This window comes from Tsukamurella serpentis, assembly GCF_054780975.1.
Window position 1 is genome coordinate 178,706 of the sequence record NZ_BAAGVH010000003.1, and the last position, 22,507, is coordinate 201,212.

Annotated in this window: 22 protein-coding genes; all 22 read left to right on the top strand. The window is 70.5% G+C overall.

Features of this window, described 5'->3' with window-relative positions:
• Window positions 1-43: 43 nt before the first annotated feature.
• The gene (gene dacB / locus ACYVHG_RS09010; protein ID WP_461167113.1) at window positions 44-1,423 is read left to right on the top strand and encodes a D-alanyl-D-alanine carboxypeptidase/D-alanyl-D-alanine endopeptidase; all 1,380 of its coding nucleotides are present in this window, start codon (window positions 44-46) and stop codon (window positions 1,421-1,423) included.
• Complete coding sequence (locus tag ACYVHG_RS09015) at window positions 1,420-2,460, top strand: zinc-dependent metalloprotease (RefSeq protein ID WP_461167114.1); 1,041 nt, start codon at window positions 1,420-1,422, stop codon at window positions 2,458-2,460. Before dacB ends, ACYVHG_RS09015 begins: the two co-directional genes overlap by 4 nt.
• Complete coding sequence (tilS, locus tag ACYVHG_RS09020) at window positions 2,457-3,410, top strand: tRNA lysidine(34) synthetase TilS (protein WP_461167115.1); 954 nt, start codon at window positions 2,457-2,459, stop codon at window positions 3,408-3,410. Before ACYVHG_RS09015 ends, tilS begins: the two co-directional genes overlap by 4 nt.
• A complete protein-coding gene (gene hpt / locus ACYVHG_RS09025) occupies window positions 3,407-3,979 on the top strand; it encodes a hypoxanthine phosphoribosyltransferase (protein ID WP_461167633.1) in 573 nt (190 codons plus the stop codon). The genes tilS and hpt overlap by 4 nt, the downstream gene beginning before the upstream one ends.
• Window positions 3,976-5,286, top strand: a complete 1,311-nt coding sequence (locus ACYVHG_RS09030) for an amidase (protein WP_461167116.1) — start codon at window positions 3,976-3,978, stop codon at window positions 5,284-5,286. The genes hpt and ACYVHG_RS09030 overlap by 4 nt, the downstream gene beginning before the upstream one ends.
• Before the next feature lie 132 nt (window positions 5,287-5,418).
• Window positions 5,419-7,893, top strand: coding sequence for an ATP-dependent zinc metalloprotease FtsH (gene ftsH / locus ACYVHG_RS09035; RefSeq protein ID WP_461167117.1), 2,475 nt, complete (start codon window positions 5,419-5,421; stop codon window positions 7,891-7,893).
• Window positions 7,883-8,479, top strand: a complete 597-nt coding sequence (gene folE, locus ACYVHG_RS09040) for a GTP cyclohydrolase I FolE (RefSeq protein ID WP_461167118.1) — start codon at window positions 7,883-7,885, stop codon at window positions 8,477-8,479. Before ftsH ends, folE begins: the two co-directional genes overlap by 11 nt.
• Window positions 8,479-9,327, top strand: a complete 849-nt coding sequence (gene folP, locus ACYVHG_RS09045) for a dihydropteroate synthase (protein WP_461167119.1) — start codon at window positions 8,479-8,481, stop codon at window positions 9,325-9,327. Before folE ends, folP begins: the two co-directional genes overlap by 1 nt.
• Before the next feature lies 1 nt (window position 9,328).
• Window positions 9,329-9,706, top strand: coding sequence for a dihydroneopterin aldolase (folB, locus tag ACYVHG_RS09050; RefSeq protein ID WP_461167120.1), 378 nt, complete (start codon window positions 9,329-9,331; stop codon window positions 9,704-9,706).
• A complete protein-coding gene (gene folK / locus ACYVHG_RS09055; protein WP_461167121.1) occupies window positions 9,703-10,191 on the top strand; it encodes a 2-amino-4-hydroxy-6-hydroxymethyldihydropteridine diphosphokinase in 489 nt (162 codons plus the stop codon). The genes folB and folK overlap by 4 nt, the downstream gene beginning before the upstream one ends.
• Window positions 10,188-10,724: a DUF3180 domain-containing protein gene (locus ACYVHG_RS09060; RefSeq protein ID WP_461167122.1), complete on the top strand. Its 537-nt coding sequence runs from the start codon at window positions 10,188-10,190 to the stop codon at window positions 10,722-10,724. Before folK ends, ACYVHG_RS09060 begins: the two co-directional genes overlap by 4 nt.
• A gap of 36 nt (window positions 10,725-10,760) precedes the next feature.
• On the top strand, window positions 10,761-11,993 hold the full coding sequence (locus tag ACYVHG_RS09065; protein WP_461167123.1) for a DUF6779 domain-containing protein: 1,233 nt from the start codon (window positions 10,761-10,763) through the stop codon (window positions 11,991-11,993).
• Between the two features lie 109 nt (window positions 11,994-12,102).
• The gene (locus ACYVHG_RS09070; protein WP_461167124.1) at window positions 12,103-13,068 is read left to right on the top strand and encodes a Rossmann-like and DUF2520 domain-containing protein; all 966 of its coding nucleotides are present in this window, start codon (window positions 12,103-12,105) and stop codon (window positions 13,066-13,068) included.
• Window positions 13,065-13,958, top strand: a complete 894-nt coding sequence (gene panC, locus ACYVHG_RS09075; RefSeq protein WP_461167125.1) for a pantoate--beta-alanine ligase — start codon at window positions 13,065-13,067, stop codon at window positions 13,956-13,958. The genes ACYVHG_RS09070 and panC overlap by 4 nt, the downstream gene beginning before the upstream one ends.
• Complete coding sequence (panD, locus tag ACYVHG_RS09080) at window positions 13,958-14,365, top strand: aspartate 1-decarboxylase (RefSeq protein WP_461167126.1); 408 nt, start codon at window positions 13,958-13,960, stop codon at window positions 14,363-14,365. Before panC ends, panD begins: the two co-directional genes overlap by 1 nt.
• Window positions 14,365-15,198: a type III pantothenate kinase gene (locus ACYVHG_RS09085; protein WP_461167127.1), complete on the top strand. Its 834-nt coding sequence runs from the start codon at window positions 14,365-14,367 to the stop codon at window positions 15,196-15,198. Before panD ends, ACYVHG_RS09085 begins: the two co-directional genes overlap by 1 nt.
• A 161-nt stretch (window positions 15,199-15,359) precedes the next feature.
• A complete protein-coding gene (locus ACYVHG_RS09090) occupies window positions 15,360-15,752 on the top strand; it encodes a rhodanese-like domain-containing protein (RefSeq protein WP_461167128.1) in 393 nt (130 codons plus the stop codon).
• 60 nt (window positions 15,753-15,812) lie between these two features.
• The gene (locus ACYVHG_RS09095; RefSeq protein ID WP_461167129.1) at window positions 15,813-17,606 is read left to right on the top strand and encodes a lysine--tRNA ligase; all 1,794 of its coding nucleotides are present in this window, start codon (window positions 15,813-15,815) and stop codon (window positions 17,604-17,606) included.
• Window positions 17,607-17,775: 169 nt separating this feature from the next.
• The gene (locus ACYVHG_RS09100) at window positions 17,776-18,120 is read left to right on the top strand and encodes a histone-like nucleoid-structuring protein Lsr2 (RefSeq protein WP_461167130.1); all 345 of its coding nucleotides are present in this window, start codon (window positions 17,776-17,778) and stop codon (window positions 18,118-18,120) included.
• Window positions 18,121-18,431: 311 nt separating this feature from the next.
• Window positions 18,432-21,005 (top strand): ATP-dependent Clp protease ATP-binding subunit, encoded by a 2,574-nt coding sequence (locus tag ACYVHG_RS09105; RefSeq protein WP_461167131.1) that lies wholly within the window; start codon window positions 18,432-18,434, stop codon window positions 21,003-21,005.
• 334 nt (window positions 21,006-21,339) lie between these two features.
• Window positions 21,340-21,891, top strand: coding sequence for a 3-hydroxy-9,10-secoandrosta-1,3,5(10)-triene-9,17-dione monooxygenase reductase subunit (gene hsaB / locus ACYVHG_RS09110; RefSeq protein ID WP_461167132.1), 552 nt, complete (start codon window positions 21,340-21,342; stop codon window positions 21,889-21,891).
• A 44-nt stretch (window positions 21,892-21,935) separates the two neighbouring features.
• Entirely contained in the window at window positions 21,936-22,499 is a 564-nt protein-coding gene (locus ACYVHG_RS09115) for a hypothetical protein (protein WP_461167133.1), read from the top strand.
• The last annotated feature ends 8 nt before the right edge of the window (window positions 22,500-22,507 follow it).

The window sequence follows — 22,507 nt, forward strand, 5'->3', positions numbered from 1 at the left end:
GCACGCTGAGAATACTCACCCGCACTGCCGTTAGGGTGGTGCGGTGCGACGCTTCCGGATCCGGCGAACCCTGACGCGGCTGGCGATCACCGTACTGGTGTTGACGCTGGTCGTGGTGGGCACCGTCGCGGCCATCGTCGGCTACGGCGTCTACAAGGACAGGCGGGACCTCGCCGCCGCGGTGCCACCCCGTCCCGCCGAACCCGACTACCGGCCCGCGCTCAGCGCCGTCGTCCCGGGGATCGCCCCCACCGCCGGTGGCGTCGAGACCCAGATCGCCGGCGCGCTGCGCAACCCCGATCTGGGGGATCTGACCGGTGTGATCGCGGACGCGACCTCCGGCACCGTGCTCTGGCAGCGCGGTTCCGAGCGACCCCGCACCCCCGCGTCCACCACCAAGGTGCTCACCGCCGCCGCCGCGCTGCTCACCATGCCGCTCGACAGCCGGATCGCCACCACGGTGGTCGCCGGTCCGCGCCCGGGTGACGTGGTCCTGGTCGGCGGGGGAGACCCCACCCTGCGCGCCGGTGCCACCTCGCTGTTCTCCGACGCACCGAAGATCTCGGACCTGATCGCGCAGGTCAAACGCAAGGGCGCCCCGATCGAACGGGTGCTGGTGGACACCTCGCACTACGTCGGATCCGATTTCGCGGCCGGCTGGGACCGCGCCGACATCGCCGGCGGCGACATCACCCCGATCGGCCCGCTGATCCTTGACTCCGGGCGCATCAAACCCGCCGAGGACTACTCGCCGCGTGTTCCCGACCCGGCGCTGGCCGCCGGCCGCGCGCTCGCCGCGGGCCTGGGCCTGCCCGCCTCAGCGGTGATCGCCGGCAGCGCGCCGCAGGGTGCGGCCCCGCTCGCCTCGGTCAGCAGTGCACCGCTGAGCACCCGCCTGCACGACGCCCTGGTGCACTCGGACAACGTGCTCGCCGAGACCATCGGCCGGGAACTGGCCATCGCCAGCGGCCAGCCCGCCTCCTTCGACGGCGCCACCCGCGCCGTCCTCGGCGCCCTTCGCGGCGGCGGCTTCGACCTCACCGGGGTCGAACTGTCCGACACCAGCGGGCTGTCCTCGCTCAACCGGATCCCGGCGAAGGTGCTCGACGCCGTCGTCACCGCCGCCGCGAGTCCCGCCAAGCCGCAATTGCGGCCCCTGCTGGACCTGCTGCCCGTCGCCGGTGCCACCGGCACCCTCGCCGACCGGTACGTCACCGCCAACCGGCCCGGCGCCGGATTCGTGCGGGCCAAGACCGGCAGTCTGTCCGGTGTCTCCACGCTCGCCGGCTACGTCACCGGGCGCGACGGTGCGGTGCTCACCTTCACCCTGATGTCCTCCGGGACCCCCGTCGACGTGGCGCGGCCCGCCATGGACGCGGTCACCGCCGCGCTCCGCGGCTGCGGATGCGGCGCGGCGCCATGACTGCGCCGAGTCCCCGCACCCAGGTCGACTGGCCGCTCGCCGCAGCGGCCGGCCGCAAGGTGGCGGGTGCACTCGGACGCGGCCCGGCGACCACCGCCTACACCCGCGAACGCGCCGCCGCCCAACTGCTCGAGTACGCCGCCACCGCCGAGGACCACGTCCGCACCGTCACCGGCCTGCCGACTCCTGCGCACATGCCGCCCGCCCGCACCGTCGACCGGCGGGAGTGGATCACCGCCGCCACCCGGTCGATGGAAGCCCTGATCGAGGACGACGACGCCCGCCCCCCGGGGCTGGCCGCGCGAGTGGCCGGGGTGCAGGCCGGGTCCGTGCTCGGACTGATCTCCGGATCGGTCCTCGGCCAGTACGACCCGTTCGGTGTACCTGGCGGTGAACTGCTGCTCGTGGTCCCCAACGTGATCACCGTCGAACGGGCGCTCCGGCTCAAGCCGGACGACTTCCGGATGTGGGTGTGCCTGCACGAGGTGACGCACCGGGTGCAGTTCGGCGCGAACCCGTGGCTCGCCGACTACATGCGGGAGAACGTCGCGGCGCTCACCGGCAGTGGCAGCGGCACCGTCGCCGACCTGCTGGCGCGAGTGAGCCGCGGCCTGTCCGCGGACGAGCGGCAGAGCGGATTGATCGGGGTCCTGCAGGTGGTCGCAGGCCCCGAGCAGTACGCCGCCGTGGAGCGGCTGATGATGCTCGGCACCCTGCTCGAAGGGCACGCCGACCACGTGATGGACGCGGTCGGACCGTCTGTGATCCCCACCGTGAGCAGCATCCGCGCCGCCTTCGACCGGCGCCGGGAGGCACCGTCGAACCCGATCCAGCGGATGCTGCGGGTGATTCTCGGCATGGACGCGAAGATCGCCCAGTACGTGCGGGGCAAGAAGTTCGTCGACGCCGTGATCGGGCAGGTCGGGATGGAGCGGTTCAACACCGTCTGGTCCGGTCCGCAGAGCCTGCCGCTGGCGCAGGAGCTCGACCATCCGGACCGCTGGGTCCGGCGGGTGCTGGGCGGCGCGGAGCCGTGAACCGCCCCGGTCCGGCGGCGCTGCGGGTGCGGCGGGCGGTCGAGACCTGGTGGCACGAGTACCGGGCGTCGGCCGCGCCGGGACGCTCCGAGGTGGCGGTCGCGCTGTCCGGCGGCGCGGACTCGCTCGCCCTGCTCACCGGCGCACTGGCCGCGGGGCTGGACACCGTCGCGCTGGTGGTCGACCACGGTCTGCAGGACGGTTCCGCCGCGGTCGCCGAGCGCGCCGCCGCCACCGCGCGGGACCTCGGGGTGCTCCGCGCGCAGGTGCTCACCGTGCAGGTCGACGGTGCCGGCGGACCGGAGGCGGCGGCCCGCACCGCTCGGTACCGCGCCCTCGACGCCGCCCGCGACGGATCGCCGGTCCTGCTCGGACACACGCTCGACGACCAGGCCGAGACCGTACTGCTCGGTCTCGGCCGTGGTAGCGGAGCCCGCTCGCTCGCCGGGATGGCGCCGTGGGCCCCGCCGTACGGCAGACCCCTGCTCGGCGTCCGGCGCGACGAGACCCGCCGGGCCTGCACCGAGCTCGGCCTGCATCCGTGGGAGGACCCGCACAACCTCGACCCCCGGTTCACCCGGGTGCGGCTGCGCACCGAGGTGCTGCCGCTGCTGGAGGAGGTGCTCGGCGGGGGAGTCGCACCGTCCCTGGCGCGCACGGCGGCTTCACTGCGTGCCGACAACGAGGCCCTCGACGCGCTCGCCCCAGCACCGTCGGGCCCGCACCTGCCGGTGTCCGAACTGACGGAATTGCCCGCTGCACTGCGGATTCGCGCGATCCGCGCCTGGCTGGCCCAGTGCGGCGCCCGGGCACTGACCGCCAAACACCTGACCGCGGTGGACGCACTCGTCACCGACTGGCACGGGCAGGGCCCGACCGCGGTGCCGGGCGGAAGTGCGGGGCGGCGGCTGCAGGTGACCCGGGCAGGTGGCATCCTGAGAGCGTGGTGAACGGCACGGGTGAGTTGTACGCGGGAGACATCGCCTCGACGGTGCTCACGGAAGAGCAGATCAAGCAGCGGACGGCGGAACTGGCCGCCGAGATCGCGGAGCGGTACAGCTCCCGGGAGGGCGACTCCGACCTCCTGCTGATCACGGTGCTCAAGGGCGCGGTCATGTTCGTGACCGACCTGGCGCGGGCGCTGCCGGTGCCCACGCAGCTGGAGTTCATGGCGGTCTCGAGCTATGGCTCGTCGACCTCCAGCTCGGGTGTGGTGCGCATCCTCAAGGACCTCGACCGCGACATCGCCGGCCGCGACGTGCTGATCGTCGAGGACATCATCGACTCCGGCCTCACCCTGAGCTGGCTGCTGCGCAACCTCGCGACCCGCCAGCCCAACTCGCTCGAGGTGGTCACCCTGCTGCGCAAGCCAGACGCGGTGCGGGTGGAGGTCGACGTGAAGTGGGTCGGCTTCGACATCCCCAACGAGTTCGTCGTCGGCTACGGCCTCGACTACGCCGAGCGCTACCGCGACCTGCCCTACATCGGCATCCTGGAGCCCAAGGTCTACAGCGAATGACCCCGGCCACCGCCGTGGCCACCGCCGAGCGGGTGCGATCGGGACGGCAGAGCGCCGTCGAGATCACCCGCGAGACGCTGGCCCGGATCGGTGACGACGAGGTGCACGGCTGGCGGGTGCTGCGGGCCGAACGCGCCCTGGCCGAGGCGGCGGCCGTGGACGGACGCCCCGACCGCTACTCGCTGCCCCTGGCCGGGGTGCCGATCGCGGTCAAGGACAACGTGGCCGTCTCCGGCCACCGCACCCTGGACGGGGTCTCCGAACAGTGCGGCGCCGCGCTGCCCGCGCAACAGAGCGACCATCCGGTGGTCAAGCGCCTGCGCGCCGCGGGTGCGGTGGTGGTGGGCCTGACCCGGGTCCCGGAACTGTGCCTGTGGGCGATGACCGATGACCCGTCCGGCCCGGTGGACAATCCGCACCGTCCCGGACGCACTGCCGGCGGCAGCTCCGGGGGCAGCGCGGCGGTGGTGGCCGCCGGACACGTCCCGCTGGCGCACGGCAACGACGGACTCGGCTCGCTGCGCGGTCCGGCCGCGTGCACCGGCACCGTCGCCATCAAACCCGGGCGGGGTGTGGTCCCGTCCGACCTCGGACCGACGAGCTGGTTCGGGATGGCCGAGAACGGCCCGATCACCCGCACCGTCGGCGACGCCGCGCTGGGCCTGTCGGTACTGGCCGGACGACCCGAGCTGGCGCGGATCGGTGACGCCACCGGCCTGCGGGTGGGACTGGGCTGCAACCGCCCGACGGCGGTCACGTTCACCGCAGCCGCGATCACCCGGTCGGTGCACGGCGCCGCCGAACGGCTCCGCGAGCACGGGCACTCGGTCCACGAGGTCGCCGTGCCGTACCCCGCTTCACCCCTGCCGGTGCTGGCCCGGTGGGTCGCGGGCGCCGCCACCGACGCCGACGACCTGATCGCTCGCGGCGCCGACCCGAGCCTGTTGCAGGCCCGAACCCGTCGGCACGCCGCCCTCGGCCGGGTGGCGATCCGTCGCGGCCTGGTCCGGCCCGCGGACGCTGTACGCATCGAGTCCGCACTGCTGCGCTTCTTCGCCGCCGAGCGGATCGACGTCCTGATCTCCCCGGCGCTCGCGCGCCGCCCGGTCCGGGCCCGCCGGTACTCGCAGTCGCCCTGGGTGGCGAGTGTGCTGAGCAGCCTGGCGTACGCGCCGTTCCCGGCGCTGTGGAACCTGGTCGGCTGGCCCGCGATGACGGTGCCCTTCCTCGGCGAGGGTGTGCAATTGATCGCCCGGCCGGGCGGGGAGGCCGCGTTGCTGGCGCTGGCCGCCGAGATCGAGGCATAGCGGGTTGTTCGCCCTGAGCGCAGCCCGGGACCGCTTCCACCCCGGCCCTGCACGGTAATCTGGGGAGTCGACCCTGCGCGGCGATCCGCGCGCCGGAAGAAGAAGGACTGACGAGCCGCGAGGCGAAGCCATATGAAACGGAAATCTCTCATCCGCACCCTGGCGATCATCGCCACCTTCGTGCTGCTGGTCTGGGCGTTCACCATGGTCGGCGGGAGCAACCGCGAGTACACCAAGGGCGTTCCCACCTCGCTCGTGGTCGCGCAGCTCGATGCCAAGAACGTCACCGACGTGCAGATCGACGATCGCGAGCAGACCCTGCGCGTGACCCTCGCCAAGGCCGTCGACGGCGAGAACGGCACCGACGGTGCCACCAAGGTCTTCACCAAGTACCCCGCCGGGGCCGCGCGGGACATCCTCGGCGAGGTCCAGGACGCGAAGACCTCGGACGGCAAGTCCGTGCCGTACACCACCAACGTGACCCAGGAATCGCCCTGGATCTCGATGCTGCTGTTCACGCTGCTGCCGATCCTGCTGCTGGTGGGCCTGTTCTTCTTCCTGATGAACCGGATGCAGGGCGGTGGCCGCGGTGGGGTGATGGGCTTCGGTAAGAGCAAGGCCAAGCAGCTCACCAAGGACATGCCCAAGACCACCTTCTCCGACGTCGCCGGCGCCGACGAGGCCGTCGAGGAACTCAACGAGATCAAGGATTTCCTGCAGAACCCGGCCCGCTACCAGGCACTCGGCGCGAAGATCCCCAAGGGCGTGCTGCTCTACGGCCCGCCCGGCACCGGTAAGACGCTGCTCGCCCGCGCCGTCGCCGGTGAGGCCGGGGTGCCGTTCTTCACCATCTCCGGCTCGGACTTCGTGGAGATGTTCGTCGGTGTCGGCGCCTCCCGCGTGCGCGATCTGTTCGAGCAGGCCAAGGAGAACAGTCCCTGCATCATCTTCGTCGACGAGATCGACGCGGTCGGCCGCCAGCGCGGCGCCGGCCTCGGCGGCGGTCACGACGAACGCGAGCAGACCCTCAACCAGCTGTTGGTGGAGATGGACGGCTTCGGCGACCGGCAGGGCATCATCCTGATCGCCGCCACCAACCGGCCCGACATCCTCGATCCGGCGCTGCTGCGCCCGGGCCGCTTCGACCGTCAGATCCCGGTCTCGAACCCGGACATGGCCGGCCGGAAGGCGATCCTCAACGTGCACGCGCAGGGCAAGCCGCTCGCGCCCGATGCAGACCTCGACGGACTGGCCAAGCGCACCCCCGGCATGTCCGGCGCCGACCTCGCCAACGTGATCAACGAGGCGGCGCTGCTCACCGCCCGCGAGAACGGTGCGGTCATCACCGCACCGACCCTCGAGGAGGCGGTGGACCGTGTCGTCGGCGGCCCGCGCCGCAAGAACCGGATCATCTCCGAACACGAGAAGAAAGTCACCGCGTACCACGAGGGCGGGCACACCCTGGCGGCTTGGGCCACCGACGGCCTGGACCCGGTGTACAAGGTGACGGTGCTGGCCCGCGGCCGGACCGGTGGCCATGCGCTGGCCGTGCCGGAGAACGACAAGGGCATGTACACCCGGAACGAGATGATCGGCCGGCTGATCTTCGCGATGGGTGGTCGCGCCGCCGAGGAACTGGTCTTCGCCGAGCCCACCACCGGCGCGTCCAGCGATATCGACCAGGCCACCAAGATCGCGCGCGCCATGGTCACCGAGTACGGCATGAGTGCGCGCCTGGGTGCGGTGAAGTACGGACAGGACGAGGGCGACCCGTTCCTGGGCCGCGGCATGGGCGGCGGGGCGCAGTACTCCGACGCCGTGGCGGCGCAGATCGACGAGGAGGTGCGCTCGCTGATCGAGGCCGCGCACACCGAGGCCTGGGCGATCCTCACCGAGTACCGCGATGTGCTCGACGTGCTCGCGGGTGAGTTGCTGGAGAAGGAGACCCTGGTCCGCAAGGATCTGGAGCGGATCTTCGAGTCCGTGGAGAAGCGTCCGCGGATCACCCAGTTCGACGATTTCGGCAGCCGTACCCCGTCGAACAAGCCTCCGATCAAGACTCCGAAGGAGATCGCGATCGAGAAGGGCGAGCCGTGGCCGCCGGTGGACGAGGACGCCGAACGCCGCATGGCCGAGCAGCAGAGCCTGGTGGCCGCAGGCCAGAACAGCCAGAACAGTCCGACCGGGCAGAACAGCCCGAACGGGCAGAACAGCCCGAACGGGCAGTGGGGTCAGCCGGCCCCCGTCGGACCGGGATCGTGGCCGGTTCCCGGGCAGCAGGCGGGCGCACCGTCGGGCCAGGCGCCGCAGGGTTACGGTCAGCCCGGGTACCAGTGGGGCGGCCCGCAGGGCTACCCCGGTCCGCAGTACCCGCAGGCCCAGCCCGGCCAGTACAACCAGCCGGGCCCGTACAACCAGCCGGGTCAGTACGGTCAGCCCGGGGAGCGGCACCAGGGCAGCCGGCCCGATTACGGCGCCCCGGCCGGATGGTCTGCGCCCGGGTGGCCCCCGCAGCAGCCCCAGCAGCCGCAGCCCTCACCGGGTGACACCGCACAGCAGGGCGGGGAGCAGTCCGGCACGGACCGATCGAGCGACGATGGCCGCTGACTTCGGGGCCGCGGTCGCCCCGTTCGATCACCAGCGCGCCGTGGACGCGGTCCGGGAACTGCTGATCGCCGTCGGTGAGGACCCGGACCGGGAGGGGCTCACCCAGACCCCGGAGCGGGTGGCTCGCGCCTTCGCAGAGGTCTTCGCGGGCCTGCACACCGATCCGGACACCGTGCTCGACACCACCTTCGGGGAGGATCACGACGAGCTGGTGCTGGTCAAGGACATCCCGATGTACTCGACCTGCGAGCACCACCTGGTCTCCTTCCACGGCGTCGCGCACGTCGGTTACCTGCCCGGCCCCAGCGGCCGGGTCACCGGGCTGAGCAAACTGGCCCGGGTGGTGGACCTGTACGCCAAGCGGCCGCAGGTGCAGGAGCGGCTCACCGCACAGATCGCCGACGCCGTGGTCCGCAAACTCGATCCGCGCGGTGTGATCGTGGTGATCGAGGCCGAGCACCTGTGCATGGCGATGCGCGGTATCCGCAAGCCGGGCGCCAGCACCACCACCTCCGCGGTGCGCGGTGCCTTCAAGGACAGTGCGACCTCCCGCGCCGAGGCGCTCGATCTGATCCTGCGCCGCTGATGACGGCGCAGCCCCGGGCCGACCGGACGCTCGTGATGGGCGTGGTGAACGTGACCGCCGACTCCTTCTCCGACGGTGGCCGCTACCTCGATCCCGAGGCCGCCGTCGCCCGGGCCCGGGCGCTGGTCGCCGACGGTGCCGCGATCGTGGACGTGGGCGGCGAATCGACCCGGCCCGGCGCGCACCGGGTACCCGCCGAGATCGAACGGGACCGCGTGGTCCCGGTGATCGAGACGCTCGCCGCGGACGGCATCGCGGTCTCGGTGGACACCATGCGCGCATCCGTCGCGGCCGCTGCCCTCGAGGCCGGAGCTGCGATCGTCAACGACGTCTCCGGCGGTCTCGCCGACCCGGAGATGACCTCCGTGGTCGCGGATTCCGCCGCGCCCTGGATCCTCATGCACTGGCGTCCCAGCCCGGGGGCGCCCGGAGCCGACACCTGGGCCGGCATCCATCACGAGGTCACCGACTACGGGGATGTGGTCACCGAGGTGCGCGACGAACTGCTCCGGCAGGCGGACGCCGCGATCGCCGCGGGCATCGCGCCCGACCGGATCGTGCTGGACCCGGGCCTGGGATTCGCGAAGAACGCCGCCCACAACTGGGCCCTGCTGCGTGATCTGGACGTGCTGGTGCAGACCGGTCACCGGGTGCTGGTGGGTGCCTCCCGCAAACGGTTCCTCGGCGAGTTGCTCGGCGGACGCGAACCCGCCGGGCGTGAGGTGGCCACCGCCGCGATCTCCGCGCTGGCCGCCCAGGCCGGGGTGTGGGGGGTGCGAGTGCACGACGTGCGCTCGTCCGCGGATGCGATCGCGGTCAGCTCGGCCTGGCGCGCGGGCGGTGCCTGAGATGGCCGACCGGATCGAACTGACCGGGCTGCGGGTGCGCGGCAACCACGGTGTCTTCGCCCACGAACGCCGCGACGGCCAGGAGTTCATCGTGGACCTGGTGCTCTGGGTCGACTCCCGGCCCGCCGCCGCCTCCGACGACCTCGGCGACACCGTCGACTACGGGGCGTTGGCGCAGCTCGCCCACGACATCGTGGCCGGCCCGCCGCGGGACCTGATCGAGACGGTGGCGGCGGAGATCGCCGACCGGATCGCCGCCGATCCGAAGGTGTACGCGGTGGAGGTCACCGTGCACAAGCCGTCCGCACCGATCCCGCTGACCTTCGCCGATGTGGCCGTGGTCGCGCGCCGCTCCCGGGCCGGCAGGAGCGCGCAGTGACCGCCGCGGTGCTCTCGTTCGGAGCCAACCTGGGTGACGCCGCGACGGCGGTGCGCACCGCGATCGACGCGCTCGGACCGGCTCTGGTGCGAGCCTCCGCGCTGTACCGCACGCCGCCGTGGGGCGGGGTCGAGCAGGACGATTTCATCAATGCCACGGTGCTCGCCGACGACCCCGCGCGGGACGCCGCCGGGTGGCTGGCCTTCGCCCGTGAGCAGGAGGCGGTCGCCGAACGGGTCCGCGAGGTGCGCTGGGGACCGAGGACGCTGGACGTCGACGTGATCGCGGTCTGGGACGGCGGCGAGCCGGTGCACTCCGACGATCCCGAGCTCACCGTTCCGCACCCGCGAGCACATCAGCGCGCCTTCGTGTTGGTCCCGTGGCTGGAGCTGGACCCGCACGCCGAGCTTCCCGGGCGCGGCCCCGTCGCGGACCTGCTCGCGGAGCTGCCCGCGGCGGAGGCGGCGGAGGTGACCGCACTGTGAGTGCCACCGGAACCGGATCGGGGCGGGCCCCGCAGGACGAGGAGCCGGGCGGTCCGACGGTGCGCCCCACCACCTGGATCGAGACGGCCCTGATCGTCGTCGGTGTGGGCATCGGGGTGTACCTGGTGGCGGATGGGGTCGCCGCACCGATCATCCCGGTCTGGGCGGGTGCCCTGCTGTACGGCATCGCCGCCGCCGACCTGTACATCGCGCAGGTGGTGCGGGCGCGGATCGGCGACGGCGAGGTGGGGATGGGCCGTGGCCGGATCCATCCGATCGCGGTGGCACGGGCGCTGGCCCTGGCCAAGGCGTCGGCGTACCTGGGCGCGGTGGCGGGTGGATTCTTCGGCGGAGCCCTGGTGTACCTGTACGCCGGGGGAGCGCGCCTGGCGGCCACGCACGCCGATCGCCCCGGCGCCTGGATCGGCCTGGTGGGGGCGATGCTGCTGCTGGCGGCGGCGTTGTGGCTGGAACGGTGCTGTCGCACCCCGGACGATCCGGACGATCAGCCGGCCGACACCTCCCCGGCCTGAAGGTATCGACCGCAGGTAAACGGTAAGGTCGCGATCATGACGCAACCCAACATCCCGAATTCACGCAAGCGTGCCCCGCGCCGCTCGAGCGGCGGCGCCGGGCAGTGGATGCTGGGTGCAGTGATCGTGCTGGCCGTGATCGGCACCGGTATGTGGGTCTTCTCCGATGACCGTCGGTGGGGACTGGTCGCGCTGATCCTGCTGGTCTGGGGCCTGGTGATCGCCGCCTTCCTGATCGCCCGGTACACCCGCGACCTGCGCGCCGCGGAGTCCAAGGAGAGCGGCCTCAAGACCGTCTACGAGTTGCAGCTCGAACGGGAGATCAGCGCGCGCCGCGAGTACGAGCTGCAGGTCGAGCGGGAGATCCGCGCCGAGGTGCGTGACGAGGCCAATGAGGAGCTCACCGCGCTCAAGTCCGAGGTGCTGGCACTGCGCGCCAACCTGGAGGAGTTGCTGGGCCGCGACCTGGGGCCGTCGTACCAGGAGCTGTACGCGGCCGCCGAGCAGCGCGCCCTGGCCGCGCAGCGCAGCAAGTCGGTCTTCGAGGACGACGACCGGTTCCGTGCCCAGCAGGACTTCGCGGGCGTCCCGGACCAGGTCGCCGACGTCGACGACTACTACGGCGCCGCGTCCGCCGCACCGTCGGCGTCCGGCCCGCAGGAGCCCGGGAACGCCCAGACCGGCCGGCCGGGGCAGCCGGGCTTCAACAACTCGCAGGGCTCGGGATTCACCGTGCCGTCCGCGCCGGGCGCCGGACAGGATCCCGGTGCGGCGCCGCGCCGGGAGTCGCCGACGATGGTCTTCGAGGTCGTCCCCGACGACGTCGACGAGGCCGCTTCCAGCGGCGCCGGTGCCCGGGAGTCGCAGCCGGTGGATGTGGAACACGTCGAGCACATCGACCCCACCACCGCCGAGCCGTTCGTCCCGATGGCTCCGCAGTCCGGGTACCGTCCGCCGTTCCCCCCGCGTCCGTACACCCCCACCTCCGGACCCCAGCCGGGACAACAGCCCGGACCCCAGCCCGGACCCCAGCAGGGGCCGGGTGCCCCCGCAGCGCACGGCTTCGCGGCCCCGCCCGCGCAGCCGTCGTTCCAGCCGCAGCAGTCCGCCCCGTCCCAGCCCGAGGCGCCTCAGGATCAGGGCACGTCGAAGGAGCAGAGCGAGCACACCGGCCAGCACACCTCCGGCAGCACCGTGGCCGATCTGATCGCGCGGATGAACGCCGATACCGAGCGCAGCCAGGGCGGACGGCGCCGCAAGCCCGAGTGATGAGTTAGCTCACACCCGATTGCCACCGTCGAGCAGCGAGGAATAGCCTTGCGCTGACCGTCTGGTACCCGCGATGCGGGACTGGAACGACCTTTGGAGGCACACGCCCATGCCTGAGTTCTCGGACTCGCAGAGCAGGCACGACCCGCTCGCGGGCATACCCAATCCCCCGACGCCCGCGCGGCTGTCCGTCGGCGTGATCTCGGCCGGCCGGGTCGGTACCGCCCTCGGCGTCGCCCTCGAACGCGTCGGCCACATCGTGACCGCCGTGAGCGCCCCGTCGCCGGCTGCCACCGCCCGCGCCGCCCGCGGCCTGCCCGAGGCCGTGATCGCTGCCCCTGAGCAGGTCGCCGCGCAGGCCGAACTACTGGTCCTCGCCGTCCCGGACACCGAACTGGCCGCACTGGTCGAGGAGCTCACCGGCGCGATCAACCCGTCGGCGATCGTGCTGCACACCTCGGGCGCACTCGGCGTCGGCGTACTCGATCCGCTGGCCCGGCTGGGCTGCACCACCAGCGCCTTCCACCCGGCCATGACCTTCGTCGACACCGACGAGGACTCCGTGCGCCTGCAGTCGTGCTGCATCGGGATCACCGCCACCGACGAGGTCGGTCACGCCGTGGGGCAGGCACTGGCGCTCGAGATCGGCGCGGAACCGGTCCGTGTCCCGGAGACCGCCCGGCCGCTCTACCACGCGGCGCTGGCACACGGGGCGAACCACCTGGTCGCCCTGATCGACGACGCCGTCCTCGCGCTGCGCGCCGCCCTCGCCGCCGGGATCGGCCGTGATGATCCCGAGTTCCAGGGCGGGACCCGGACCGGCCCGGCCGAACGGGTGCTCGCCCCGCTGGCGCGCGCGGCCCTCGACAACGCCCTGCGCAGCGGCGCCGCCGCACTCACCGGGCCGGCCGCCCGCGGCGACCACCGGACCGTCGCCCGGCACCTGGATGCCCTGGGCGCCGTCGACCCCGCCCTCGCCGACGCCTACCGCGCCCAGTCGCGGCGTGCCGCAGCACAATCCGGAACATCCTCAGCCATCGACCCGGTTCTCACGCCGACTCAGGAGCCCTCATGAGCGCACCCGCCCGCCCCTACGTGCCCGGCCAGTTGACCGTGCACCACGACCCGGCGCAGGTCACCAAGGTGGCCGCCGCACTGCGCTCCACCGGCAAGCAGGTGGCCCTGGTGCCCACCATGGGAGCGCTGCACGCCGGACACCTGGAACTGGTGCACGCCGCCAAGCTCACCGGTGCCGTGGTCGTGGTCTCGATCTTCGTCAACCCGCTGCAGTTCGGGCCGGGTGAAGACCTCGACGCCTACCCGCGCACGCTGGACGCCGACGTGGAGAAGCTGCGCGCCGCCGGCGTGGAACTGGTCTTCGCGCCATCGGCCGCCGACATGTACCCCAACGGCCCGCGCACCACCGTGCACCCCGGCCCCGCGGGATTGGGACTGGAGGCCGACAGCCGCCCGACGCACTTCGCCGGGATGCTCACCGTGGTCAACAAGCTGCTGAACATCGTCCGGCCGAACGCCGCCTACTTCGGCGAGAAGGACTACCAGCAACTGGTCCTGGTCCGGCAGATGGTCACCGACCTGAACATGGACGTCAGGATCGTGGGCGTTCCCACCGTCCGCGAGCCCGACGGCCTGGCGATGAGTTCACGCAACGTGTACCTCTCCGAGACCGAGCGGGAGACCGCTACCGCCCTCTCCGCGGCGCTGCTGGCCGGTGCCTACGCCGCGCAGGGCGGCGAGAGCGCCATCCTGGCCGCCGCGAACGAGGTGCTCGCCGCACGCCCGGAGATCGACGTGCAGTACCTGCAGCTGCGCGCGCCGGACCTGGGCGCGGCGCCCGAGAAGGGCGACGGCCGGCTGCTGGTGGCGGCCCGGGTGGGGACCACCCGGCTGCTCGACAACGTCGGCATCGCCATCGGAACCGGATTCCTGGAGGAGGCACAGTAATGCTCCGCACCATGATGACCAGCAAGATCCACCGCGCCACCGTGACCGAGGCGAACCTGCACTACGTGGGGTCGGTGACCGTGGACGCCGATCTGCTCGACGCGGCGAACCTCCTCGAGGGTGAGCAGGTCGCGATCGTGGACGTGACCAACGGTGCCCGCCTGGAGACCTACACCATCGCCGGTGAACGCGGCAGCGGTGTGATCGGGATCAACGGTGCCGCAGCACATCTGGTCAGCCCCGGCGACATCGTGATCCTGATCGCCTACAGCCAGCTCGACGAGGCCGAGATCGCCTCCTACGCACCGTCCGTGGTCTTCGTGGACGCCGACAACAAGCCCGTCGAACTGAGCGCCGACGCCGCGCACGTCCCGGACGGGTTCGGCCTGGTGACAGGACGCATCTAGTGCTGTTGGCGATCGACGCCGGGAACACCTCGGTCACCGTCGGACTGTTCGGCAGCGCCGACGACGAACGGCTGCTCGGTACCTGGCGGTTGCGCAGCGATCCGCGGATGACCACCGATGAATTGGCCCTGATCCTGCGCGGCTTCCTCACCGGAGGCGGCTTCGATCCCGCCGCTGTGACCGGCGTCAGCGTGCTGTCCACGGTGCCCGAGCTGCTGCGATCACTTCGCGCGGTGGTGCCGCAGTACTACCCGCACGCACAGCAGGTGATCCTCGAACCGGGAGTCAAGACCGGCGTGCCATTGCTGGTGGACAACCCCCGCGAGGTGGGCACCGACCGGGTCGCCAATGCGGCCGGTGCCCACGAGCTGATCGGCAGACCGAACGGCAGCCCGTGCGTCATCGTCGATTTCGGCACCTCAACCCGAGTGGACGTGGTCAGCGCCGGCGGGGAGTTCCTCGGCGGTGCCATTGCGGCCGGCGTCGGCAGTGCACTGGACGCGCTCGCCGAGCGCACCGTCGCACTGCGCCGCGTGGAGCTGTCTCCGCCCCGCTCGGTGGTGGGCAAGAACACCGTCGAAGCGCTGCAGTCCGGCATCATCTACGGCTTCGCCGGAATGGTCGATGCGCTGGTGGGCCGGGCACTGAAGGTGGTGCCCGGAGCCCGCGTGGTGGCCACCGGTGGCTACGACGACGGTGTGGCCGGTGAGTGCGCCACCGTCACCGATCAGCGCGCCGACCTGACCCTGCAGGGGCTGCGTTCGGTGTACCTGCGCGAGACGGCCAACCGGTACCAGCGTGAACGCAGGTCCCGGGATTCGAAGCACGGGTGATCGCAATGATTGCCGCAGGCGGGCGCCGGGTGCTAGTTTTCCCCTCATGAGCCAGGTGCGCAGCTGCATGGAGTGTTGTCGGGTCCGCTAGGAACCCGGCCCCTTCCGCTGCCCGGACGCCGCCGATCGTGCGCGCTCCGCCTCCCACCTGGAGATCCCCGATGCACCCCGTGCACTTCACCCCCGCTCCCGGCCAGATCCTGGTCGACGTCCGTGACCAGGCCGAACGCACCCGCGACGGCGTTCTCACCGGTGCCCTCGCCGTGGACGCCGCCGCGGTGGCCGCCCGCCTGGTCCCGGGCCTTCCCACCAGCCTGGCCGCCGCCGGACCGGACGCCCACTGGCTGCTGGTCAGCAGCAACGGCGCCACCGCCGCCGCGATCGCGACGCGTCTGCGGGACCGTGGCGTGCGCGCCTCCTCGGTCGACGGTGGTTTCCGCGCCCTGTCCCTGGGCATCGGCGCCGGAGCCAACGGCGCCCCGGATCCGGGCGCCGGGACCGGTTCGCACGCCTACCGCCGGGCCGTGGCCCAGTTCGCCGCCCACGAGGCCTGAACCCGGACCCCGCGCTCAGGCGTGAGGGACGGCCGGGAACCGTCGGTAAGATGACGGTCCGTGACCGAAACGAACGCACCCCTGGACGACTGGGTCTCCCGACTCGCCGACGAAGCCGTGGCCTTCGCCGAGCGGAACGACACTCCGGTGAAGGTGGCGTCCGGAATCTCCCCGTCCGGACCGATCCACCTCGGGAATCTGCGTGAGGTGATGGTCCCGCATCTGGTGGCCGATGAATTGCGCCGCCGGGGCCTGCAGGTCGAGCACATCATATCCTGGGACGATTTCGACCGATTCCGCAAGGTTCCCAAGGTCGACGGTGTCGATTCCAGCTGGGAGCAGCACATCGGTAAGCCGCTCACCCGGGTACCGGCGCCGCACGGCTCCGATGCACCGAACTGGGCCGAGCATTTCCGCCGCGAATTGCAGGGTGCGCTGGAGGAACTGGGTGTCGAGTACACCGGAATCAGCCAGACGCAGAAGTACACCAGCGGTGCATATATCGATCAGGTTCTGCACGCGATGTCGCAGCGCGGTCGAATTGATGCGATCCTGGCTCGCTACCGCACACTCGATCGTGGCGATACGGAACAGGTCGGCGATAAGCCCACCGATTCCGATACCGATACCGGCGGCGGTGCCGAGTTCGATACCGGCGCGGTTTCCGGTGCCGCCGATGAGGCCGACGGATCGGGTGACGGCGGCTACTACCCGTACAAGCCCTACTGCTCGGCGTGCGGCACCGATTTCACCACCGTGACCGGTTACGACGATGCCACTACCGCGCTGACCTACACCTGCCGGTGCGCTCACACCGAGACCGTGGTGCTGCGCGAGCACACCGACGGCAAGTTGGTGTGGAAGGTCGACTGGCCGATGCGCTGGGCCTACGAGAAGGTCACCTTCGAGCCGTCCGGTGTCGACCACCAATCGCCCGGATCGTCGTTCGCGGTGGGTAAGGACGTCGCCCCCCTGTTCGGCTGGCGGCGTCCGCTCGGACCGATGTACGCCTTCGTCGGCATCCGGGGGATGGCGAAGATGTCGTCCTCGAAGGGCGGTGTGCCCACCGCGGCGGTGGCGCTGCGCTACCTGGAGCCCCCGCTGCTGCGCTGGCTGTACGGGCGCAAGAAGCCCAACCAGTCGTTCGATGTGGCGCTCGACGGTGAACTGCCGCGCACCTACGACGAATGGGACGCCCTGGTTCGCAAGGTGGGCGGTGATAAGGCGCAACCCGGTGACATCGCCGCGCACGCCCGCGCGGTCTCCGTCGCCGGAGCCGGGGGATCGGTCCGCACGCTGGCGCTGACCCCGCGCGTGATGCCGTACAAGACCCTGGCCTCGGTCCTCGACATCACCACCGGCGACGAGGATCAGACGCTGCGCATCCTCGCGGCGCTGGAACCGGATCAGCCGCTGACCTCACTGGACCCGCTGCGCCCGCGACTGGACCGGGCGGGCGCGTGGGTGGCCGAGCAGATGCCGGCCGCCGACCGCACCGTGGTGCGGACCGAACCGGATGCCGAGCTGCAGGCCGCGCTGACCGACGAACAGCGCGAGGGTCTGCGGCTGCTGCTGGACGGCTCGGGGACTCCCGCTCCGACCGGGCTGGGGAGGCTCGAGGACGATTGGTCGCTCGCCGGGATCACGCATCAGGTGTACGGCGTCGCGAAAGTACAACGCGGACTCGGAGCCGATCAGATCGTGAAGGGCGATAAGGAACTCGCTGCAGCGCAACGCGCATTCTTCGTGTTGCTGTACCGCCTTCTGGTGAGCAGTGACACCGGCCCTCGGCTCCCGACTTTGTTGCTTGCGATCGGCGCTGAACGTGTACGCGGGCTGTGTGTGCTCCCTTAATCCGCAAATTCCGACACCGTACGAAATCCTCTCCACTCGGTAAGTGATTGTTATCCGATTGCGACCGATTCTTACGGTGTGAAATGGAAATGTGCCTATTGGTGTGTATAGACTTCGTGGTGAACTTGTCGTAAGTGAGCGAATGCACATGAAGAAGGGGTCATAAATCATGGCACGTAAGGTCACCGTCACGCTGGTCGACGATGTGGACGATACGCAGACCGCGGACGAGACCGTCGAATTCGGGTTGGACGGCGTCACCTACGAGATCGACTTGTCTTCGAAGAACGCGGCGAAGCTGCGTGAATCGCTCGGAACCTGGGTGGAGAGCGCCCGTCGCAGTGGTGGCCGTAAGCGCGGTACCCGTTCGCTCGCCGCGCCGCGCGGCCGCACCCCGATCGATCGCTCGCAGAGCGCCGCGATCCGTGATTGGGCACGGAAGTCCGGCTTGAAGGTCAACGACCGCGGCCGGATCAGCCAGGACGTGATCGACGCCTACAACGAGGCCAACTGATCGGGGGCAGCAGCCCCGACAGCCTCTCCGCCCGCGCCCCGACACCCCCGATCGTGTCGGGGCGCCGGTGTGTCCGGACCCGTTTCGCTCACGGCGGAACCGGGATCAATGCCCGGAGGCACGGCGTTTGACCTGCTGTATCAGGACCGGGAACCGGGGCGACGGTGCGGGCGCAGCGGCTACCGGGTATGCACCGGCACCGTGGGCGACCGGTCCGAACTACAGTGATAAGAAGTCAGTTGCTTAACGGCTATCGACGGGCCCGGCCTCCAGTCGGGCCCCGGAGTAACCGGGATGTGAGGAAAATGGCCATGTTCGAGAGGTTCACCGACCGCGCTCGTCGCGTCGTCGTCCTGGCTCAGGAAGAAGCCAGGATGCTCAATCACAATTACATCGGAACCGAGCACATCCTCCTGGGCCTGATCCACGAGGGTGAGGGCGTGGCCGCCAAGGCGCTGGAGTCGCTGGGCATCTCCCTGGAGGGCGTGCGCAGCCAGGTCGAGGAGATCATCGGCCAGGGCCAGCAGGCGCCGTCCGGGCACATTCCCTTCACTCCGCGTGCCAAGAAGGTCCTGGAGCTGTCGCTGCGCGAGGCGCTGCAGCTCGGACACAACTACATCGGCACCGAGCACATCCTGCTCGGCCTGATCCGCGAGGGTGAGGGCGTGGCCGCCCAGGTCCTGGTGAAGCTGGGCGCCGATCTCAACCGGGTGCGCCAGCAGGTCATCCAGCTGCTCTCCGGCTACCAGGGCAAGGAGGGCGGCGAGCCCGCCGGCGCCGGAGCCCGTACCAGCAGCGGAGGCGACTCGGGCACACCGTCGACCTCCCTGGTCCTGGACCAGTTCGGCCGGAACCTGACCGCTGCCGCTGCGCAGGGCAAGCTGGACCCGGTGATCGGCCGCTCGAAGGAGATCGAGCGGATCATGCAGGTGCTCTCGCGGCGCACCAAGAACAATCCGGTGCTGATCGGTGAGCCCGGTGTGGGCAAGACCGCCGTGGTCGAGGGTCTGGCGCAGGCGATCGTCAACGGCAACGTGCCCGAGACGCTCAAGGACAAGCAGCTCTACACCCTGGATCTGGGCTCGCTGGTGGCCGGCAGCCGGTACCGCGGTGACTTCGAGGAGCGCCTGCGCAAGGTGCTCAAGGAGATCGACACCCGCGGCGACATCATCCTGTTCATCGACGAGCTGCACACGCTGGTCGGTGCCGGTGCCGCGGAGGGTGCGATCGACGCCGCCTCGATCCTCAAGCCGAAGCTCGCCCGCGGTGAACTGCAGACCATCGGCGCCACCACGCTCGACGAGTACCGCAAGTACATCGAGAAGGACGCCGCACTGGAGCGCCGGTTCCAGCCGGTGCAGGTCGGTGAGCCGAGCGTCGAGCACGCGATCGAGATCCTCAAGGGCCTGCGCGACCGCTACGAGGCGCACCACCGGATCTCCATCACCGACAGCGCTCTGGTGGCGGCGGCGACGCTCGCCGACCGGTACATCAACGACCGGTTCCTGCCGGACAAGGCGATCGACCTGATCGACGAGGCGGGCGCGCGTATGCGTATCCGCCGGATGACCGCTCCGCCGGACCTGCGCGCCTTCGACGACAAGATCGCCGATGCCCGCCGGGAGAAGGAATCGGCCATCGACGAGCAGGACTTCGAGAAGGCCGCATCGCTGCGGGACAAGGAGAAGCAGCTCATCGCTGAGCGCGGCGAGCGTGAGAAGCAGTGGCGCGCCGGTGATCTCGATGTGGTTGCGGAGGTCGACGAGGAGCAGATCGCCGAGGTTCTGGGCAACTGGACCGGCATCCCCGTCTTCAAGCTCACCGAGGAGGAGACCACCCGTCTGCTCCGCATGGAGGACGAGCTGCACAAGCGGATCATCGGCCAGGAGGACGCGGTCAAGGCCGTCTCCAAGGCGATCCGCCGTACCCGCGCGGGCCTGAAGGACCCCAAGCGTCCGTCGGGCTCGTTCATCTTCGCCGGCCCGTCCGGTGTGGGAAAGACGGAGCTGTCGAAGGCCCTGGCGAACTTCCTGTTCGGCGAGGACGACGCGCTCATCCAGATCGACATGGGCGAGTTCCACGACCGTTTCACCGCTTCGCGCCTGTTCGGTGCCCCTCCCGGGTACGTGGGCTACGAGGAGGGCGGCCAGCTCACCGAGAAGGTGCGCCGCAAGCCGTTCTCCGTGGTGCTCTTCGACGAGATCGAGAAGGCGCACAGCGAGATCTACAACACGCTGCTGCAGGTGCTCGAGGACGGTCGCCTGACCGACGGTCAGGGCCGCACCGTCGACTTCAAGAACACGGTGCTGATCTTCACCTCGAACCTCGGCACCGGCGACATCTCCAAGGCCGTCGGCCTGGGCTTCACCCAGGGCGATTCCGACGGGGCGAACTACGAGCGGATGAAGCTCAAGGTCAACGACGAGCTCAAGAAGCACTTCCGGCCGGAGTTCCTCAACCGCATCGACGACATCGTCGTCTTCCACCAGCTGACGCAGGACCAGATCATCGAGATGGTCGATCTGATGCTGGGCCGAGTGGGTACCGCACTCAAGAACAAGGACATGGAGCTCGAGGTCAGCGATCGGGCCAAGAGCCTGCTGGCCAAGCGCGGCTTCGATCCGGTTCTCGGTGCACGCCCGCTGCGCCGCACCATCCAGCGGGAGATCGAGGACGCACTGTCGGAGAAGATCCTGTTCGGCGAGGTCGGTGCCGGACAGATCGTGTCCGTGGACGTCGAGGGCTGGGACGGAGAGGGCAAGGGCGAGGACGCGAAGTTCACCTTCGCCGGTCGCCCGAAGCCGGTGGCCGAGTCGGAGAAGTCCGACGATGCCGAACCCGCACCGGTGCTGGCCGGTGACGCGACGCCGGGCGAGAGCGCGTAGCACCAACGACCCACACAGCAGGAGCCGTCACCCGAGTCTCGGGTGACGGCTCCTGGTGCGTTCGGCGGAGTCCTGCCGGGGTGGAAGCTCTGCGCAACGAACTGCAGCCGCGTAATCTATTGATCATCACGATCGGATTTCAGTTCGGTGGAGGTGCACGCCGTGAAGAACCGTACGTTCCGCCGAGCCGTCCTCCGTTTCCTGCGCCTATCGCTGTCGTTGTGCGCGGTCACCGTGCCCGCCACGGCAGTCGCACTGGTCATCGCGGACTGATTCACCGCCCCTCCGGTGGTCGGCCACCGCTCGCGGTCCCCGGCCCTAGTAGGTTGGCACCATGCCTGAAACCGGTTTCGATCAGCGCACGTTCCGACACGTCATGGGGCAGTTCTGCACGGGGGTCACCATCGTCGGTACGTCCGATGGCGACGACAGGCCGGTCGGATTCGCCTGCCAGTCCTTCGCCGCGCTGTCCCTCGACCCGCCGCTGGTGCTGTTCTGTCCGATGAAGACCTCGCGCAGCTGGAAGCACATCGAGGCCTCCGGCAGGTTCGCCGTATCGGTGCTCAGCGAGGAGCAGGAGGCGGTGAGCGCGGCCTTCGGCCGGTCGGTGGACGACAAGTTCGCCGGATTGCAGTGGAGCCGTTCCCCGCTCGGCAATCCGACCCTGGACGGTTCCCTGACCTGGATCGACTGCACGCTGGAGAACGTGATCGACGGTGGGGACCACCACATCGCGATCGGCCGCGTGCACACACTCGGCGAGGTCGAGGATGCCAAACCGCTCTTGTTCTACCGCGGTGCCTACCTGTCGACGAATCATCCGCAGCAGCACCCCGCGCCCAGCCTGGAGTCCTTCCTCACCTGGGACGCCGGCGACTGGCTCTGAGGCCGGGTATGCGCGGTATTTGGGAATGTGAAATCATCATCACCATGAATGCACATAAGACCCGTACCGTGTTGGCATCCGTGGCGACCGCGGCACTCACCGCAGCGGCCGTCGTAGCCCCCGTCGCGCCCGCGTCCGCCGATCCCGGCCGCGCCGCCGCAGGCCCGTTGTCGTACTCGAAGGGTGCGCTGCCGGGCTGGGAGTTCCGCGGACCGGACACCGACCGCACCGTCGTCGCCGTCGCGCCGCTGCCCGGCAAGAACTGGGTCTCCCTGGTCGAACTCGGGCTCACCGGTATCCAGGGCCGTTCGGCCGCGGACGTCGCGCGGGCGATCACCGTCGCCATGCCCGAGTCGCCCGGCTACCGCGGGCTCAATGCGACGGTGCAGGGGCTGGCGGTGACGCCCACGACGATCTCGGGGATTCCGGCCGCCCGGGCGACCGCGTGGATCAAGGTCGAGGGTGGACCCGTGGCCGGTGATCGTTTCCGGCTGACGGTGGTGGACACCAAGCCGCAGACCTACTTCCTCACGGCGGTACCCAACGAGGCGCCGGAGCGGCTCGGCCAGGCCGACCGCGCCGAGGCGAGCCTGACCGCGACCCGCTGACCGACGCC